Annotated in this window: 13 protein-coding genes; 6 read left to right on the top strand and 7 right to left on the bottom strand. The window is 57.8% G+C overall.

Annotated elements, in window-relative coordinates:
• Positions 1–254 precede the first annotated feature (254 nt).
• Both Mal65_RS02120 and nth read left to right on the top strand, forming a co-directional pair.
• Positions 255–1,298: a hypothetical protein gene (locus Mal65_RS02120; protein WP_145293218.1), complete on the top strand. Its 1,044-nt coding sequence runs from the start codon at positions 255–257 to the stop codon at positions 1,296–1,298.
• 66 nt (positions 1,299–1,364) lie between these two features.
• Positions 1,365–2,018 carry an endonuclease III gene (gene nth / locus Mal65_RS02115; protein ID WP_145293216.1) on the top strand — a complete coding sequence of 218 codons (654 nt, stop codon included), beginning with the start codon at positions 1,365–1,367 and terminating at the stop codon, positions 2,016–2,018.
• A gap of 25 nt (positions 2,019–2,043) precedes the next feature.
• Here nth and Mal65_RS02110 read toward each other — a convergent pair whose 3' ends face one another.
• A complete protein-coding gene (locus Mal65_RS02110; protein WP_196784500.1) occupies positions 2,044–4,377 on the bottom strand; it encodes an AMP-binding protein in 2,334 nt (777 codons plus the stop codon).
• A gap of 195 nt (positions 4,378–4,572) precedes the next feature.
• The gene (locus tag Mal65_RS02105) at positions 4,573–6,045 is read right to left on the bottom strand and encodes a cryptochrome/DNA photolyase family protein (RefSeq protein WP_196784499.1); all 1,473 of its coding nucleotides are present in this window, start codon (positions 6,043–6,045) and stop codon (positions 4,573–4,575) included.
• A 203-nt stretch (positions 6,046–6,248) separates the two neighbouring features.
• Between Mal65_RS02105 and Mal65_RS02100 the strand changes: the two genes are divergently transcribed.
• Positions 6,249–7,538: a prepilin peptidase gene (locus Mal65_RS02100; protein WP_196784498.1), complete on the top strand. Its 1,290-nt coding sequence runs from the start codon at positions 6,249–6,251 to the stop codon at positions 7,536–7,538.
• Here the strand turns inward: Mal65_RS02100 and Mal65_RS02095 are convergent.
• From Mal65_RS02095 to Mal65_RS02075, 5 genes are all read right to left on the bottom strand, one after another.
• On the bottom strand, positions 7,523–8,350 hold the full coding sequence (locus Mal65_RS02095; protein ID WP_145293214.1) for a CheR family methyltransferase: 828 nt from the start codon (positions 8,348–8,350) through the stop codon (positions 7,523–7,525). The two genes, Mal65_RS02100 and Mal65_RS02095, sit on opposite strands and share 16 nt — an antisense overlap.
• Before the next feature lie 103 nt (positions 8,351–8,453).
• Positions 8,454–9,551, bottom strand: coding sequence for a protein-glutamate methylesterase/protein-glutamine glutaminase (gene cheB / locus Mal65_RS02090; RefSeq protein WP_165701009.1), 1,098 nt, complete (start codon positions 9,549–9,551; stop codon positions 8,454–8,456).
• 31 nt (positions 9,552–9,582) lie between these two features.
• Complete coding sequence (locus Mal65_RS02085) at positions 9,583–11,988, bottom strand: methyl-accepting chemotaxis protein (protein WP_145293210.1); 2,406 nt, start codon at positions 11,986–11,988, stop codon at positions 9,583–9,585.
• Between the two features lie 136 nt (positions 11,989–12,124).
• Positions 12,125–12,619, bottom strand: coding sequence for a chemotaxis protein CheW (locus Mal65_RS02080; protein ID WP_145293207.1), 495 nt, complete (start codon positions 12,617–12,619; stop codon positions 12,125–12,127).
• Positions 12,616–15,474 carry a hybrid sensor histidine kinase/response regulator gene (locus tag Mal65_RS02075; RefSeq protein WP_145293205.1) on the bottom strand — a complete coding sequence of 953 codons (2,859 nt, stop codon included), beginning with the start codon at positions 15,472–15,474 and terminating at the stop codon, positions 12,616–12,618. The genes Mal65_RS02080 and Mal65_RS02075 overlap by 4 nt, the downstream gene beginning before the upstream one ends.
• A 642-nt stretch (positions 15,475–16,116) precedes the next feature.
• Between Mal65_RS02075 and Mal65_RS27410 the strand changes: the two genes are divergently transcribed.
• The 3 genes from Mal65_RS27410 (at position 16,117) to Mal65_RS02060 (ending at position 18,289) form a co-directional block, all read left to right on the top strand.
• A complete protein-coding gene (locus tag Mal65_RS27410; protein ID WP_145304550.1) occupies positions 16,117–16,491 on the top strand; it encodes a response regulator in 375 nt (124 codons plus the stop codon).
• A gap of 140 nt (positions 16,492–16,631) precedes the next feature.
• The gene (locus Mal65_RS02065) at positions 16,632–17,135 is read left to right on the top strand and encodes a chemotaxis protein CheX (RefSeq protein WP_145293203.1); all 504 of its coding nucleotides are present in this window, start codon (positions 16,632–16,634) and stop codon (positions 17,133–17,135) included.
• Between the two features lie 110 nt (positions 17,136–17,245).
• Positions 17,246–18,289: a ferrochelatase gene (locus Mal65_RS02060; protein ID WP_145293201.1), complete on the top strand. Its 1,044-nt coding sequence runs from the start codon at positions 17,246–17,248 to the stop codon at positions 18,287–18,289.
• Positions 18,290–18,298 lie beyond the last annotated feature (9 nt).

Genomic DNA, 18,298 nt, shown 5'->3' with positions numbered 1-18,298 from the left:
GTACGCGGAGATGGGTAGGTGATTTAGCGATGATCTTGCCGCGTCCGGCACAATCAAGCGTGCCGGAAAGCCGAATCGATTCGGCTCGTTGCGGGTGTTCGGTGTTTCACTACGGGTCGGTCGGAGTCGGGGTCAAGACGGATTCGGCACGACCGCACCTGCGAACAGGTACAATCGGGAGTTGCCGTGCACGTTTCGCCCGATCCGCTAGCGGCACCGGCCGAATCGGCTAGCGGTACCGACCGGAGGGTCCGATGTCTGAATCGCCCAATCCCCAACGAGCCGCCGTGATGCGGCAATGCCGCGAAGACCGCCGGGCCATGCTGAAACGTTGGGACGAATCCGGCGAGGCGGTGATCGACCGTTACGAAACCGAAACCCTGGCCCTACGCGGGCAATTGGCCAAACTGGCCGGTTCGGTCAAACGACAGGTTCAACAAAAATGTGAACCGCTGATTCGTCAGGCCGAAGAAAGACGAATCGAAGTTCTGTCGCGATTTGATCAAGAAAAAAACACCCCCAGCAGCGCACGCCAAAAGGACGACCAAGCGATTCGCCAGGCGCACCACCGGGCCGCGGCCGCCATCGAACCGCTGCGATCCTGGATGCACCAGCACGGGACCGATTTCGGCGAAGTCCGCGAAGACGCCGCCGCCTACGGTCGCTTGGAACTGCGCCCCCCTGATTCCATCCGCCAGTCGGTCGAATCCATGCACGACCTGACGGCGCGCATCGAGCAGTTGAACCAAGAACTGCACGGTCTGCGAATCACGCGAATCCACGATCACTTTTGGTTCCCGATCGGCGGCATCGTCATCGGTCTTTTGTTGGCGATGCTACTTCTGTTCACCGCGGACGCTTCGCCAATTGCCGCGGGCAGCACGTTCGTGGCCGCCCTGGTCATCGGCATCGCCGCCCACTTTGCGACCATCGGCCCCCTTCAAAAAAAGATGGCTTCGCATCAAAACCATGCCTGTGACCTGATCGCGGCGGTGGAACACGCCAAAGCCAAAGCGATGCGTGTTTCCGCTTCGATTCACCAGTTGGAAGCCAGTGACCTGGCCAAGAAACGAGACAAAGACTTGGCGGTCATCGATCGATGGCTGGAAGAACAAAAACAAGCCGTCGCAGCGGAGATCGAAGCGTCGACAAAGGACAAGCAGGAAACGCTTAAGCAAAAACTGGCCGAACTGGACCAGACGTTTCAGCAACAATTCGAATCCAACGAAGACAGAATGCGACAACAGGCCGACGAACTGGCCATGGATATTCAAAAGCGTCTAGAAAACGTTTCTTAGATGCATTGCCGCCAGCCATTGCCAGACATCGCCGATGGCCGCCTACCCCCAGACGATTTAACGACCTTGCTGAAACGAGAACGGGCCGAACACATCGATCGCCGGTTGGCGGATCTGTACCCGAACCCACCCATCCCACTGGATCATCACGACGAATTCACGCTGTTGGTTGCGGTGGTATTGAGCGCGCAGTGCACGGACAAAAAAGTCAACGAAGTCACCCCGGAATTGTTCCGCGTGGCGGGCAATCCGATGGCCATGCGTGATCTAGGCGAAGCGGAAATCTTGGAGATCATCCGGCCGCTGGGGCTGTCAAAATCAAAGGCAAAAAATCTGGCCGCCTTGTCACAGATCTTGATCGACAGGCACGACGGCCAGGTCCCCGGTTCGATTGATGCGTTGGAATCGCTGCCCGGCGTGGGGCACAAGACCGCCAGCGTCGTCATGGCACAGGCCTTCGGCGAACCCGCATTTCCGGTCGACACGCATATCCATCGCTTGGCTCAGCGTTGGGGTTTGACCAACGGCAAGAACGTCACACAAACCGAATCAGACCTGAAGAAACTGTTCCCACGTGACCGCTGGAACGAACTGCATTTACAAATCATTTATTACGGTCGGGAACACTGCACCGCTCGTGGTTGTGACGGTACGGTTTGCCCGATTTGTCGCGAAGTCTATCCGCGTCGACGTAAACCGGTGATCCACCAAAAGGCATGACACGGCTTGCCCGACCGATGCATCGCTATGACACGGGACTGCCGGACAGTTCCACCGCTTTGTCTTTGACGCCTTTCAGATCCAATTTCCCCGTGCCCAGCAGCGGAATGTGATCGACTTCCACAAATGCGTCACGGGCCGGAACAAACAAATTGGGCAACCCCGCGTCGGTCAAAGCCTTGCGCATCGAATCGGGATGAATTGTTTCATTCATCACACCGGGGGCAAGTAGCACCAACAAGCGTTCGCCCTTCTTTTCATCGGGCACCGAAGTCACACACAGCGGGACATCGGGATGCCCATCGCTGGGCTCCGGTGCATCGGCCTGATTCGACTCCAAAAAATCCAGCAAGACTTCTTCGACCCGAACGTGCGGAACCATTTCGCCGCCGATCTTGGAAAACCGGCTGAGCCGTCCGGTGATGTGCAAAAAGCCTTCGGCATCCACATGCGCAATGTCGCCGGTGGTGTACCATCCCGACGTGATTGCTTCGGCGGTCAAATCGTCTTGTCCGGCGTAGCCCCGCATCACATTGGGTCCCGACACGATCAGCATGCCGTCTTCGCCCGCGGGCAATTCGTGACCGTCATCGGGTGAAACGATTTTGATGCCCAGCCCGGGAAATGGTCGTCCGACGGAACCTTCCAGTCGGTCGCGTTGGTGCTTGGCGGCGGATCGACTGGGCGGAATGTTGACCGCAACCAGGGGACTCAGTTCGGTGGCCCCATAGCCTTCGATCGGCCGGACACCGAATCGCTGTTCGAACGCATCGAACAAGTCCGGCGGCATCTTTTCGGCGCCCACGACGACGACGTCCAGATCGGCAAACTGATCTGGGGTGACGCGACGCAGGTAACCACGCATGAACGTCGGTGTGCCCAGCAAGACTGTCGCGTGATATCGCTTGGCCAGCTTGCCGACCTGTTTGGAATCCAACGGGTTGAAGTGATAAACGCCGGCGGGGCCCAAGGTGTTGACGGCCCACAACGTCACGCTGTAGCCGAACGAATGGAAGAACGGCAGGACGCCCAACACGTTGTCTTCGGAATCCAAGCGGACCAACCGTTCGATCCCGTCGACGTTGTGGCTGATGTTGGCGTGGCTCAGCATGACGCCCTTGGGCATTCCGGTCGATCCGCTGGTGAAGATGACCGTCAACAGATCATCCGAATCGATGCGATTCAGCCCCAGCATTCGATCCAGCAGCACCGCGGGGATCAAATTGGCTTGGATGAATGCGACCACCTTGTCCATCGTGGTGATCTTGTCACGCAAGTCTTCCAGCATCACCGTTTCGGCGGACAGTTCAAAATCGAACTTGTCCATGAACTTACGACTGGTCAGCACATGCCGGACGCCCAGTGATTCGGTGCAATGATTCAACACATCGCTGGTCACGGTGTAGTTCAGGTTGGAACTGATCCGCCGGTCCATCGCCAAAGCCACGTTGACCGCGACCCCGGCAACGCTGGGCGGCAACAGGATGCCGACGAACTTTTCATCGCGATCGAAAATCTCGCGACGCAGTGCACGACGCAGTGCAAACACACGTGTCAGCAACGCACGACCGCCGACTTCCACGCCGGTGGAATCGGCTGCCTGCATACGCCGGCCGCGTCGACGCCAAACGCGGATCACTCGACTGGGCAAAACGGGGTACCGGCGACGCGTTTCGACGCTGGCCCGCGCCCCCAGATCTTGGACCCGCGACCGCATCACATCCAACGGCGTATCGGCTGCCAACGGTTCGCCGATGTACAGGGTGATCTGGCGACGAAACTGGCGTGGCCATTTCCAAAAGAACTTGCCGCCCGAAAAACTGAACACGCTGCCCCACATCCCCTCGTGCCACATCGGGATCACGGGGGCGTCGGTGCCCTTGAGAATTTTCTTGATGCCCGGTTTGAATCCATGAAGCTGGCCGGTCCGGCTGAGCGAGCCTTCGGGAAACACACCAACGACGTCGCCGTCGTGCAATCCGTCACGTGCCGATTTCAGCGCCCGCGCGATCGACTTAGGGCTGGCCGACATCAAAATCGTATCGAACGCCCCCGCAATCCACTGCATGACGCCGCCGTTGAAGTTTTCGGCGGCCACGACGAAACGCACATTTCGCGGCAGCATCCACAGAATCAGAATGCCATCGATCCAGCTGATGTGGTTGCTGATCACCACACACCCGCCGTCGCGGGGCAGATTCTCTAGTCCGACAACACGTTTGCGGTACAGCAGTGACAGCACCGGACGAAAAATCGCCCGCATGAATGTCCGCCGGGAAACCACCGCCAGAACGGCCATTGCCAACACCAACAGCACCACGGCCACAGCAATCGCTTTGAATATCACCCAATCACCCACATCACAGTCTTCGATCGATTCGTCGGCCGACGGGGCGGTGGCGAATCCGTCTTGTTACGCCGGATTATGCCGCACATGGCGTTTGTCAGGCGAACAATCGGAACGTTTTACGTCATCGTCACTCCGGCTCGAAGGCCAATTCACCGGAGCCCACATCGGTTCAAACACTGCGCCGCGTCCAGCCCGACGGCCGATTCAATCACCAAATCGTTGTAAATACTTTCCCAACCGCAATTTTCGCCGGGTGCTGTCGCTGGTCATGTACCGAATGCTTCCGAACACCGGACGCTTGGGGCCCCACGCCCGATCGGTTCGTCCCAGCACCCACAGGATCCCGCAATAGCTGTTGGGGTCCCGCCCGTCCAAGCCGTACTTGTTGTTCAGGTGGATCATGAAATCCAAGGCCTGCTGGGCGTTTTCGGTCCAGTGCAAAATCTTCTTGCCCCACAACATTCGCATGTAGTTGTGCATCAAACCGGTTTCCACCAGTTCACGCTGGGCGGCGTTCCAAAGTTCGTCGTGCGTTTGGGCGTTTTCAAATTGCTTCAACGTGTACAAGTAGGGTCGCGGATCCGATCGAGTTTCAGCAATCGTCTTCTGCGCCCAATCGGGTAACGATTCCAGTCGATCGTAGGTCTGCGGACGCTGATAAGCTTGATTGAACCCGATTTCACGCCAGGTCAAGATTTGATCCAGCAAGGCTTCCGCCGGCGGACTGGTGTTCCAGAACCCGTGGTTCTTGCCGTTGGCCGCCCCGGCCTGATCGGGAGTCCAAGATTCATGATCCAAGATCGCTTGGACCACCTGGTGGGCGGCGATGTGACCAAAGTGCAGATGCGCGCTTAGCCCCGTCGTTGCATGTTCGTCGGGATGGTTCCGCAGTTCGTCATAGTCCGACAACCGCTGCTTGAGGAACGTGTCCAATCGCCGGTTCGCTTCGACACTTCCACCCCGAACCGTGGGGCTGGGCCGAACGTCGTGGTCGATCGGGATTTCGGCCAGCCCGCCGTCGCCCAGCAACGCCGTAAGATCGGCAGCCTTCCAGCGGCGTTTCACCCCCGCAGGCAACAACGAATCCGCATCCGCCTGTTTGTTTTGCAGGTCAGTTAGCGGCTGTTCCCGGGGCATCGCCAATAACGAATCGATGACGTTCTTTTGCATCCAACGTCGATAGCTGTGGGCGACCGTGAAGAACCGATCCGGTTGGGCCAAAGGAATCACCCCGTTGGAATCGACCTGTTCCAACCGTGCGGGAATACGATCTTTGACCGCGCGGATCATGTCGGGCAGAAAGAAACACGGGTACTGGTCGGTCACCACCGTACAAGCCCGCTTGGCCAATCGATGCAGCAAGGGTGTCCCGCGGCCCGGCGCCGGTTCGACATACGGAAAATAGGCCACACCCTGACGCTGACAATTCGCCGCATTATCCGCCATGCCCTCGATCACAAACCGATGCAACCGGTCGCTGGCCCAGCGATACCGGGTCCGCAACGGTTCAAAGATCAACAGCGGCTTGCCCAGTTGATTCGCCCGATCCACGGCATGCTGAAGCGAAAAATTCCAGCCGGTTCGGCGAAACGCGATCATCCAATACAGCACATAATCACCGTCCTTGCGAACCGGATGCTCATTGACGTGACGGTGGCGAATCGGCGGAATCGACATGGGCGGTTCAGTGGCGACCGGGTTGGCATACAATCAGTTTCCACCTGAGCTTATCGGCTGGTCAAATTCACACCACCAGCATCCGGGCCGTCAAAGTTCACTTGATTCCGCCCGTTCCTGTTCCATTTCGCACCATTCTTCATTCGGTTCAGACAGGCTTGGCCGCACGACACAGACGATTCCGATGGTCCCGCGTCCCCTGGATGTTCTGGGCAACGATCTTTGCCCTGCTGGCAATCGCCACGGTTTACGTGTGGGGCGGTGCGTGGTGGATTCAACGCGCGCATCCGCACTTTCGCATCGGCGAATTGATCCTTCCGCGCATGGTCGAAGTGGTCATCGTCGGTTGGATGCTGTGGGTGGCATCGGCGATCGGAAGTTTCTTGAACGTCGTCGCCTGGCGAATGCCGCTGGGACGTGGCTTGGGCGGGCGATCGCATTGCCCACGTTGCGGCACCCAGTTGTTGGCCCGCGACAATTTCCCGGTGCTGGGCTGGATGGCGGTCCAAGGTCGATGCCGGACGTGCCGATTGCCCATTTCGCCGCGATACCCGATTGTCGAAGCGGCGGTGGGATTGTCGCTGACGTCGATCGGCATCGCGGTGATCCACGGATTCAGCCCGCCCGGCCAGGCCATCGACGCGGCCCGCAGCGTTCTTCACAGCCGTGTGGTCGATCCCGACGTTTGGTACTTGTTGGCGTTTCAAGTCGTCGGCCTTTCCATCGGCTGGGCGTTCGGTCTGATCCGTTTCGACGGCAACCGCTTGCCCTCGCGGTTGGTCACATTCGCTGCGATCACACTGTTGGTGATCCCATTGATGTTCCCCAGCTTGCTGGTCGTCGACTGGCGTTTCTATCGCATCGACCAAATCAACGATGCGGCATCGCTGGTGTCACAGAATTGGCAGAACAATGCGGGCATCCTGGATGCCGCCGCACGGTTGTTGACGGCATTGGCGGCCGCGGGTTTCGCGGGACGTTCGCTGGCACGAGGTTTGTGCAACCAAGCAGATTTGAAACTCAGCCCGCTAGCCGACAGTAGCCGACGCTTGGTCGACTTGATCTTGATGATCGCCGTGCCCGCTGTGATCGTCGGATGGCAGGCGTTGCCGTCGGTATTGGTGGCGGCATCGCTGCTGGCGTTGCTGATTCCCAGGCGTTGGGCTGACGCACTGGGTCGGTTCGCCGTCACACTGCCAATTGCCACGTCGATTCAAATCACCGTTTGGGCCGCCACCGAAAATGCTACGTGGTGGCCGGGCAGCGTGGGGCATCCCTGGGTGATGATTGTGGCGGCCGCATGCGTTTTGGCCATCCCGTGGTGGTTGCACGAACCGGCACGCGACGAAGACCGCCCCCGCGATGACGATTCGGACCATGTTGATGCGTTCGACCGTGATGTGGCATCCGACGTGCGGGACACACCGCCGGACGATCAATCGATGGTCCAGCGTGTCACCGATCCAGATCCAAACGATCAGCCGATCCGCTGATAACTGGTGGCGCGTCCAAGCGGGACCGTCTTGAAAAGGTCGCTGACGTTGGTGGGCACCTCGCTACACCCCAAAAACAAAGAGCCCTGGGGCCGAAGCGCCGAGGCCATCTTTTGATAAATCCGACGTCGGTCGGCCGGCGTGAAGTAGATCGCGACGTTGCGACACATGATCACGTCATAGTCATGACCGGGCGGCGTGGATGTCAGCAGATTGTTGACTTGGAAGTTCACCATTCCTCGGACTTCGTCAACGATTCGATAATCATTGCCTTCGCGACGAAAGTACCGGCTTTGCTGCTGTGGGCTTAAACCACGCGAAAGTTCGAAATTCTGGAACCTTCCACGCTTGGCGGCTTCCACGGTACCAACCGAGACGTCCGAGGCGTCGATGCGGATATCCCACCGGGACCGTTCGGGCAACGATTCCAGGCACGCGATCGCAAGACTGTAGGGTTCTTGACCGGTGCTGCAGGCCGCGGACCAGATCCGCAATCTTGGTCGACCGACGGCTTCGCGGTACAGCTTCGGAATGATGTGCTGCGTCAGCGCGTCGAACGGTGACTTGTCACGAAAGAACAGCGTTTCGTGTGTGGTCAGCGCATCCACCATCCGCTCGCGGATCTTGCGGTTGTACGGGGCTTCGGCCAACGCCAGCAAGTCTTGCAGATTGTCGATTTTTTCATCCACCATCAACTCATTCAGGCGACGTCGAATGAGATAGTCCTTGGATCCATCCAAATGGATGCCACACAATTGTTTCGCCAATCCGCGAACGCGATCCAATTGATGCCGTTCCACAGTTGCTTGCATGGTGTTGGTACGAAGTGTCAAGGAAATGGATGAGTTGATTTCGATGCGTGATGCTGTCGTCGAAATGGCCGGCGGTTGACCGTTGTGCGATGTCCGCTGCGGATCAGTGACAAACTGCCAACCGTTTCTGTCCGGTCTGAATTAAAGCATCCGCGAACTGGTTCAGCGGCAAGATGCGGTCGGCCAATCCCGCTTCGATGATCTGGCGCGGCATTCCGAAAACGGTGCACGACGCTTCGTCTTGGGCCCAGACGGTTCCACCGGCATTTCGCAGGTGTTGACATCCCGCCAAACCGTCATCGCCCATGCCGGTCATGATGGCCCCCAATACTCTTCCACCGGTGGCATCACTGGCGGATCGGAACATCACGTTGACGCTGGGTTTGCAGTTGCGTTCCGGTGGCGCGTCGGTGACACGTGCCCGCAGCGAACCGGCCACACGGTGCACTTCCAAGTGTTTGCCACCGGGCGCGATGTAGGCGGTCCCACCGACCAATGGCATTTCGTCGGCGGCTTCAACCACGTCCAACTTGGCATGACGATCAATGTCGCGGGCCATCGACGCGGTAAACATCGGAGGCATGTGTTGGACAATGATGATCGGCACCGAATAATCGGCGGGCAGTTGCGTCAACAACGCTCGCAGGGCCTTGGGACCTCCGGTGGAAATGCCAATCAGAACCGCTTCGATCAAACCGGCGGCACGCCGCGATGGATTGGCAACGGCACGTTTGGTGACCATGGCCGTTCGCGGTGAACGCGGAATGGCAGGCTTGATCGTTTTGGATGCCGATGTCGGACGCCGACGAACCGCGGAAATCCGCTGGGATAGCTGTTCTTTCAGGTCGGCCAGGTTTTTTTCCGGGCTGCCGTGACTGGGCTTCAAGATGAAATCGAATGCCCCCAACGACAACGCTTCGGTCGTAGCGTCGGCGCCCCGTTCGGTCAGAGCGCTCAGCATGATGATCTTGGTCGGCAGACGATCGCGTTTGATCTGTCGCAAGACCGCCAAGCCGTCCATGCCGGGCATTTCGACATCCAGCGTGACAACATCCGGTCGGAATCGCCGAATCTTTTCGACCGCCGCTTTGCCGTCCCCCGCGACGCCGATGACTTCGACGTCACCGATTTGGGCCAGACAGTCACGAACGACTTTGCGAAACAGAAGCGAATCGTCAACAACAAGTGCAGAAATGGACATGGATTGATCTTTCATCGATAAGCCAAACGCACTAGGCGTTGGCCGCAAACTTTTTCGGCTGCGAAGACTCGGACAACTTGAACTGCGACACCAAACGTTGCATGTCGTCGGCCAGTTGCAACAACTGTTCGCCGCTGTCCGCATTGGCGGACGCGTTGGTCACCGTATCGTTCAGCACGCCTTCGACGTGGCTAATGTTTTCAGTGATTTCGCGGCTGGCGTTTGCCGATTCGGCAACACCACGGGCGACGGTGCTGGCCAATTCGGCCGTTCCGCCGATGTGTTCGGCAATCTGTTCGGTGGTGATGCTTTGCTCTTCGACAGCGGATGCGATCAAACGACTGAGTTGGTTGACTCGGTCGATCACTTCGCTGATCGCCTGGATGGACTGCACCGCGTCATCGGTGCTGCGTTGCATCGTTTCGATCCGGTGACGAATGTCATCGGTGGCCGTGGCGGTTTGCATCGCCAACTGTTTGACTTCGTGGGCAACGACCGCGAACCCTTGTCCGGCTTCACCCGCACGGGCCGCTTCGATCGTCGCATTCAGTGCCAACAGGTTGGTCTGTTCGGCGATGTCTTGGATGACGTCAATGACCTTGCCGATTTCTTGGGCGGCGATTCCCATGCCACCGACTTTTTCATTGGACTGCTGCGCGGCATCGGCGGCTTGACCGGCCACATCCGCGGACTGCTCCGCATTGCTGGCGATCTCGCGAATGGTCTGACGCATTTCTTCGACCGCTCGGGAAACGCCTTCGATTCCACTGGAAATTTCGCCGGTGCTATCGGCCATGCCCTGCATGTTGATCGACAGTTCTTCCGCGGCGCTTCCCATGGCCGACGATTGCGTCTTGCTTTGCTGCGCGCCGGCACTCAGATCGCGTGCCGATTGGCTCAGGTGTTCGCTGGTATCGTTCAGCGTGCTGGCGTTTTGTGCCAGCGATGTGATCATGCCGTGCAAACGGTCGGCAAAGCGATTGAAGCTGCGTGCGATTTCACCGAATTCGCCAAAGCGGGTTTCGTCCAATCGGCGGGTCAGGTCTCCATCGCCTTCGGCAATTTGCTGCAGGCTTTCGACCGTTGCGTGCATCGGATCCGTCAGGGTTCGCGTGAACCAAACCGAAAAGCCACCGATTGCGATTGATGCCAACACGAATGCCAGAATCGAATTCCAGACACCCGCACTTTGGATGTCGTTGGTCATGGCCAATGTGCTGTTGATCGATGCATAGGCTTCATCACGGCCGACATCGGTGATGATCGCCCAGTCCAACCCACCCAACTTCAGCGGTGCATAAGCACTGACGACGTCGGTCCCCAGATAGTTGGCCGTATCACACACGCCACTTTGGCCGGTCAACGCTCGCTGAACCAGGGACGTATGGATCGGCTGTTGTTTGCCGCGAAAAGCATTCACCAGGTTGTGTTGTTGGGGTGAAACCCGCGAATCACAACGTTGGCGACCGTCCGCCGCCACCATCAACGTTTCGCAAGTTTGGCCCAGTCCCGAATCACGGGCCATCAACTGGTTAATACGGTCGACCGGCATTTGAAAAATCAAGACACCGATCGTTTCGTCGTTGTTTCGAATGGGGCTGGCAATAAAGCTGGCGGGTGCCTCATAGCTGGGCCAATAACACTCGAAATCGACCAGCAGACTTTGGCTGGTGTCATTCAACTTCACCGTTTGCTGAAACACGCGTCCAAAATTGGTATCGGCGAACGCGCCATCACTAAGGCTGGTGCCATAGTCCAGTTCCTTGAACACGCTGTAGACGATGTTGCCCGTCTTGGCATCGACCAGAAAGATGTCGTAGTAGCCAAATCGTTCCAGGAAATCACGAATGCTGGGGTGATACTTTTCGTGCAGACGATCGTACTCGGTGCCCGTTTCCGCATTGTCCAGATTCGACTTTTCACCCAGCGGATGTGGGTTCGCACCAATGTAGGCGTGCTGCATGGCCAGGGCGTAGCCCGGCAAACGATTCAAGCGTGCCATTGCATCGGCATCGCGCTGATCGTTTTCCAGATGGTACTTTTGCGAAAAGTCGACTTGATAGTACTGGGCCAGATCGCGTTGCATCGCCACCAAGTCATCATCGGACAAGTCGCGTTCCACCGCGTTGCGATGAAAAGCATCGGTGAATTCGACCATCGCGTCGACGATCGCGGGACTTTGGCTCATCGTCACCACTTGGTTTTCGATGGTGCCAAAGTAGTCCTCGATCTCTTGTTTCTTCAGATCGCGAATCGCTGACAGTTGGGCTTCCAACTTGTCACGCAGGTCGTCATTCGCCTGCTCAGCAAGGCGTGCGTTCCCGCTGCGCGATGACATCGCGTTCCAAACAGAAACGGCCAACATTGGTGCCAGTCCGCAAACAAGAAATGCGGACATTAGACGCCCGCGAAGGGCGAACGATCGAAAGACTTTCATCAGAAGTTCCTGCGTTGTGGGGAGACGCAAAATTCCAAAACGCGATGTTCGACAACGTCAGCCGAATGACCATCGCAAGTTTGTTTTCATTCGAAAGATCGCCCCGTCGATGACCGGACGATCAGAGTGTTGTTGTTCAGGCCAAAGCCGGTTCTGCCTTGTCCGATTGGTCAATCGCATTGACCAGACTGCTCGCGTCCAGGACGACGACGATGCTGCCGCTGGTCAGGAAGACCGAATCAATGAAACGTCGGTCGACCGAGCGAAGGTTGGACGGACGTGGCGACAAATCGCATTGCCGGATCGTCAGGATGTCGGCGATTTCGTCGACCAGGATGCCGATCTGTTCGCCATCGACCCGCAGAACCAAGTTCCGTTGATTCTCGGGGTTGGTCTGTGACCGAACGCCGAACAACTGATGGGCATCAATCACGGTGACGACTTCGCCACGCAGATTGACCACGCCATGAATCAGACGGCTGGCACCGGGCACGGCCGTGACATCCAGCAAACGATTGATCTCTTGAACACAGTCGATCGAGATCCCCAGCAGGATGTCATTCACGCGAAACGTGACCAATTGAATCTTGGACTCGCTATCCGCTGCATCGGTTGTTAATTGGTCAGTCATTTTGCGAACACCTTTGACAGTTGGGTTTGAATGCTGCTTTTCAATTCGGGCTTGTTCATCTTGACTTGGTAGTCGCTAACCCCCGCTTCAAAGCCACGCTTGGTGGATGCTTCATCCGCCAAGCTGGTCAACGCGATGACGGGCAGGTGGCTCAGGTTTTCGGACCCGCGAATTCGACGTGTCAGTTCGATGCCATCCAGTTCGGGCATTTCCACATCGGTGACCAACAAGTCATACTTCTGTGGGTTTTCGTTCAGGGCGACCCACCCTTCTTCGCCGTCCTCGCAAGAGGTCACGTTGTGGCCTTCGTCTTCCAAAAATCGGACCAAGAAGTTTCGGAAGAACGCGCTGTCTTCACAGACCAGCAATTCGGCCGGACGATCGGCATCCAGTTCGTTGTTTCCTTCGAACCATTCGGGGCGTGCCAGTTCGGTCAGACCGTACAGATCCAACAGACGAGTCGACTGTTCTTCGATCACGGTGATCCCGGCCACCCCCGGTTCACGCCCCCGGTCACTGTCCAGGCTGATCGAGCATTCGCAGATGTCGTTCAAGTGGGGCGCGACCAATCCCGCTTCGTGGCCGTACACCTTGAAGACAATGACATGCACCGTGTCGGTCTGGTCGACCTCGGTCACCGAAACGACACTGTCGATCGTTACCAATGGCAACGTTCCGCCGCGGTACTTCAGCACCATTTGGCTGCCCAGATTGTCGATATCGGTCACCGCCACCCGTTCGATGCGGCTGACGATGTCCATCGGCAATGCAAAGTGATCGTCCTTGCTGACCGACAACAGGACCATCCGGTGCTTGTCGATCAGGGATTCACCATCGGTGTGTGAATCACCGCGGTCATCCTGACTTTCGGCATCCAGCGACAACTGGACCGATCCAGCGATCCCGGCCGCATCCAGGATCATGGCAACACGACCATCGCCCAGGATGGTGGAACCGGCCAGCAGCGGCAGATTGGCAAGGTGGCGTCCCAGAGGTTTGACGACGATTTCTTCGCTGTCCAACACACGATCAACCGCCAAAGCAAAACGGACACGTCCCGATTCGACGACCACAATCTGGTCATCTTGCTGGACGGATGATTTCGGTTCTTCGGATTCGTCCGCGGGTGGCAGTGACAAGATGTCGGCCAGACGAACCAACGGGATCAGGGCGCCACGCAGGTGCAGGACCTCCGCGTTGCCGACGTGATCAATGCGTTTTTCTTTCCCATCGGTTTGAACCAATTCGACGATATTTGTTTGGGGCAGGGCATAACGTCGTTCGCCCAACGAAACGATCATCGATGGCACAATGGCCAATGTCAGCGGCAAGGTGATTCGGATCACGCTGCCACGACCGAGTTCGGATTCGACTTCGACGTTGCCGCCGATGTTTTCGATGTTCGTTCGCACGACATCCATACCGACGCCGCGACCGCTGACGTCGGTCACCTGACCGGCGGTGGAAAAGCCCGGTGCAAAAATCAAATTCACCGCATCGCGATCGCTCATTCGTGATGCCGCATCCGCAGAAATGACCCCCTTTTCGACGGCCTTGTTTCGCAAGACGTCCGGGTCCATTCCCGCACCGTCATCGCGAATTTCGATCATTACCTTGCCGGCTTGGTGATAGGCCCGCAACAACACGGTTCCGGTGGACGGCTTGCCCGCCGCTTCACGGACCTGAGGGGTTTCGATGCCGTGGTCACAGGAATTGCGTACCAGGTGAGTCAACGGATCCGCAATGGCTTCGACAATCGTCTTGTCGGTTTCGACCTCGGTGCCTTCCATCTGCAGGTCGATCGACTTGTTCAGCGACGATGCCAAGTCACGAACGACCCGCGGGAATTTGTTGAACACGTTGCCGATCGGTTGCATCCGCGTCTGCATGATGGTTTCTTGCAGTTCGGTGGTCACCTGATCCAGACCACTGGCGATCGAATCCAAGGCAACGGTGTCGGTCCCCTGTTGTGCCAACACTCGCAACAGTTGGTTGCGGCTGAGGACCAATTCGCCGGCAAGGTTCATCAGCCGGTCCAGGACGCGAACACCGACGCGAATGCTTGCTTCCGGGCTGCTGGAACCGGCCGGCTTTCCGTCGGCGGCGCGGGCGGCCTTTGCCCCGCGTTTAGATCCCGCGCTGGCGGCTGCCGCGACACCGGTCGATGCCGTTTCCAACATGGTTTCGGCACCCTTGGCCGCATCACGATCTTTTTCGTCCGTATCGGCCTTGGACGCATCGGCGTCAACCGATTCGTTCGCTGGCTGATCCGCCTTGGCGGCACTGGCGGTCTTTTTCCGTGGCGTCGCCTTCTTTCGTGTGCTCGTCTTGCGTCGTGTGGATTTCCGACGTCCTGATGCCGGTTTGACTTCGGCGTCCGCTTGAGCTTCGGCTTCGATTTCGGCGGCGTCGTCTTGAACCACGACGTCGTCGGGCGACGAGTGCTGATCGGCTTCGACGGGAGTTTCCGTTGGGGCGTCGGCCAGCAGTTGGTCCAGCTTTTCACACAGTTCCGCGTTGTCGGTTGCATTGCTTTGGTCGATGTCTTCGATCATGGTCGAAAGACGATCGGCAGCTTTCAGCATCACGTCGACATTGAAGGGGTCGGGAACCAGTTGATGGTCACGAACGCGTCCCAGCACGTTCTCCAACCGGTGGGCAACTTGATTGATCTGGTTCAGACCAAGGAAACCGGCGGCCCCCTTCACACTGTGGATGGATCGGAACACCGTATTGACCAAGTCGTCGTTGATGTCGGCACCCAATGCCTCGATCTGCAGTAGTTGCATCTCAACGCACCCGAGATGTTCTCGAGCCTCTTCGACAAACTCTGCAACCAAATCACCGTCGTTCATTTCTTCTGCTTCCCCAGACGTTGGTGGCCGTCACCTGAGCGATGACTTGCCTGACTAACCCCACGTGCACGTGCGACCCTGCGTTTGTCGCTCGGCTTGCGATCGATCGATGTCACGTCACGACCCGATCGCGTTGCCCGTGCTGATTTGTCCCCTGTGCAGGCAAGCCCGTGCGTCAAAGCTCCGCGGTCTTGGTGCGACCGTCGAACTGCCAGTGCCTGCCTACAGTCCTATAGGTGCAGAAAAGGGCGGACCCCTGCGATTGCGTGCCGGAACCACAACGGATTCTTTCGCTTGGAAAGTCTGACCACGGCACATCCCGAACGATTCGCCCAGTCGTTGTGTTCCCACCCCCTGGCGAACGATATTTCTGAGCACAGGCCTGCGACAATTTTGCAACCCAGGATTTTCGCAGTAGGTTCCAAACAGTCCCCTGCGATCCCCGCCTCATCAACGACAGCGAATTGCACCGGAGATCCATCCAATGATCTTCGCAGCGGAATTCGAGAATTCGTCGTTTTCTTTCGGCTCATCGCCAAATATCCCGAGCTAGGTTTGTCTGGCTTCGCGAACGCACCGCTGCGCGTCGAACGCGAAGTACCGCTGGACGCATCACATAGAACTGCTCGCAGGATTTCATCGATGAAAGTTTTGGTAGTGGATGATTCGGGGGTCATGCGCAAGATCATTGCACGTGGACTCCACTCACTTTGGATTGACGAGGTGGTCGAGGCGGCCGACGGCGTCGAAGGCTTGGCCATGTTCGGTGACGGATCGGATATCGACTTGGTACTGACCGACTGGAACATGCCCAACATGAATGGGTTGGAACTGGTCCAGAAAATTCGTGCTGCCGGACACAAGCACCCGATCGTCATGGTGACCACCGAGACGGAGAAGTCTCAGGTGGTCAAGGCGATCCAAGCGGGTGTCAACGATTACTTGGTCAAGCCTTTTGACCAGGAAATGTTGCAACTGAAATTGCAACGTGTTCTGCCGAATCCGCAAACGGCCTGAGGCCGTCGTTGCGTTTCTCCGTTCGTTGATTCGATCCCCGTCCATGCTCACCAAATGCAGATCGGGGATCGGTCAAACTCGGTATTCGCCCAACCTTGGCGATCCATACCGTGGCACCTTTCAACCCCACCGGATTGTGAATGTCTGTTGCGATTGATGTACAGCGATCGGCTGCGATTTCCGAGGCCGCCGATGAATCCTTGCGCGATGTCATCGAAACCATGACCGGCGGAACGGTTCGTCAAGTTTCCAGCGACGTCCCGCACGTCGAAGAAGCCGCGACGACCGTCGACCGGTCTCCATTGACAATCACCGTCAGTTTGAGCGGTGAATTGAACGGGTGCATCGGACTGTGCCTCAGTCGTAGCGCGGCGCTTCAGTGGACCGAAGCGATCAGCGGCGAATCGACCGAGGAAATTGACCAGCTGGTCATCGACGCCTGTGGCGAACTTGGCAACATGGTCGTCGGCGGAGTGAAACGCCGGCTGGACGATGTTGAACTGAAGATGGGGCTTCCCACGGCGTTTCGCGCCGGACGCGATGGTGTGGTTTTCTGCAGCAGCATGCAGCCGATCTTCTTGGCCTATGAATACGGCGACACCACGCTGGACGTCTTCGTCGCATTGGCGGCGACACCATCCTGAGCGGGCGTGGCGGTGACGTTCTGCGCCGCGACCGCTTGATCGATGACTTGCTTCAAGAGGATAGTAGGAACAGACACCTGTCGTCCCACTTCCTCTGTTGACCGGTCCCGATGCGCGACAATCTTCCGCCCTACGACTCGTTCCTGCTGGTTTCTTTCGGCGGCCCAGAAGGGCCCGACGATGTGATGCCGTATCTGGAAAATGTGCTTCGTGGAAAACGCGTGCCAAGGGAACGAATGCTGGAGGTCGCCCAGCATTACCAGAGTTTCGGCGGCGTCAGCCCGATCAACGAACAGAATCGCCAGCTGATGGCGGCGATCCAATCGGAATTTCGTCAGCACGACGTTGATTTGCCGGTGTACTGGGGCAACCGCAACTGGAAGCCTTACTTCGCAGAAACCCTGCAGCAAATGAAGGACGACGGGTGCCGCCGCGCGATCGCCTTCTTCACCAGCATGTTCAGCTGCTATAGCGGATGTCGACAGTACCGCGAAAACATCGCCGAAGCGCAGGCTCAGGTCGGCCCTGACGCGCCGATCGTGGAAAAGGTTCGCATGGGGTTCAACCATCCCCACTTCATCGACACCTTGGCCGATTCGGTCCAGCAAGCGGCAAAATCACTTGCGTCCGAACATGTTGCCGACACGTTGATGTTCACCGCACACAGCATTCCCAATTCCATGGCGGATAACTGTGACTATGTCTTGCAACTAAATGAGACATGTCGGTTGGTGGCAGAAGCGGCCGGGTTTGAAACTTGGGAATTGGTGTTCCAAAGCCGCAGCGGACCTCCCCAGCAACCTTGGCTGGAACCGGATGTGTGCGATCGTATCGAACAGAAACACAGCGAATCGCCGATCGGCGGATTGGTGCTGATGCCCGTCGGGTTCGTCAGCGATCACATGGAAGTGTTGTACGACCTGGATGACGAAGCGGCCACCCTTTGCAAAAAGCTGGGCATCCCACTGGCGCGTGCGGCCACCCCTGGCACCGCGCCGAAGTTTGTGCAGATGATTCGCGAATTGGTACAGGAACGAATCGCGAATTCCGACCAGCGATCCGCGGTCGGAACCTTGGGTCCATGGCACGATGTGTGTCCCCAAGACTGCTGCCTTTACACACCGGCACGCCGCCCCGCATCCGCGGGACGATAGACGCTTGGA

This window comes from Crateriforma conspicua (genome assembly GCF_007752935.1).
Classification (GTDB): domain Bacteria; phylum Planctomycetota; class Planctomycetia; order Pirellulales; family Pirellulaceae; genus Crateriforma; species Crateriforma conspicua.
Note: the sequence above shows the minus strand (reverse complement) of the source record. Positions and strands in the feature narration are given on the sequence as shown.

Bases quoted from the DNA above. Each gene is read 5' to 3' on its own strand.
- Mal65_RS02100 (WP_196784498.1), top strand. From the start codon at position 6,249: ATGTTCTGGGCAACGATCTTTGCCCTGCTGGCAATCGCCACGGTTTAC.
- Mal65_RS02085 (WP_145293210.1), bottom strand. From the start codon at position 11,988: ATGAAAGTCTTTCGATCGTTCGCCCTTCGCGGGCGTCTAATGTCCGCA.
- Mal65_RS02060 (WP_145293201.1), top strand. From the start codon at position 17,246: ATGCGCGACAATCTTCCGCCCTACGACTCGTTCCTGCTGGTTTCTTTC.
- Mal65_RS02105 (WP_196784499.1), bottom strand. From the start codon at position 6,045: ATGTCGATTCCGCCGATTCGCCACCGTCACGTCAATGAGCATCCGGTT.
- Mal65_RS02080 (WP_145293207.1), bottom strand. From the start codon at position 12,619: ATGACTGACCAATTAACAACCGATGCAGCGGATAGCGAGTCCAAGATT.
- Mal65_RS02065 (WP_145293203.1), top strand. From the start codon at position 16,632: ATGTCTGTTGCGATTGATGTACAGCGATCGGCTGCGATTTCCGAGGCC.
- Mal65_RS02075 (WP_145293205.1), bottom strand. From the start codon at position 15,474: ATGAACGACGGTGATTTGGTTGCAGAGTTTGTCGAAGAGGCTCGAGAA.
- Mal65_RS02120 (WP_145293218.1), top strand. From the start codon at position 255: ATGTCTGAATCGCCCAATCCCCAACGAGCCGCCGTGATGCGGCAATGC.
- Mal65_RS27410 (WP_145304550.1), top strand. From the start codon at position 16,117: ATGAAAGTTTTGGTAGTGGATGATTCGGGGGTCATGCGCAAGATCATT.
- Mal65_RS02095 (WP_145293214.1), bottom strand. From the start codon at position 8,350: ATGCAAGCAACTGTGGAACGGCATCAATTGGATCGCGTTCGCGGATTG.
- cheB (WP_165701009.1), bottom strand. From the start codon at position 9,551: ATGTCCATTTCTGCACTTGTTGTTGACGATTCGCTTCTGTTTCGCAAA.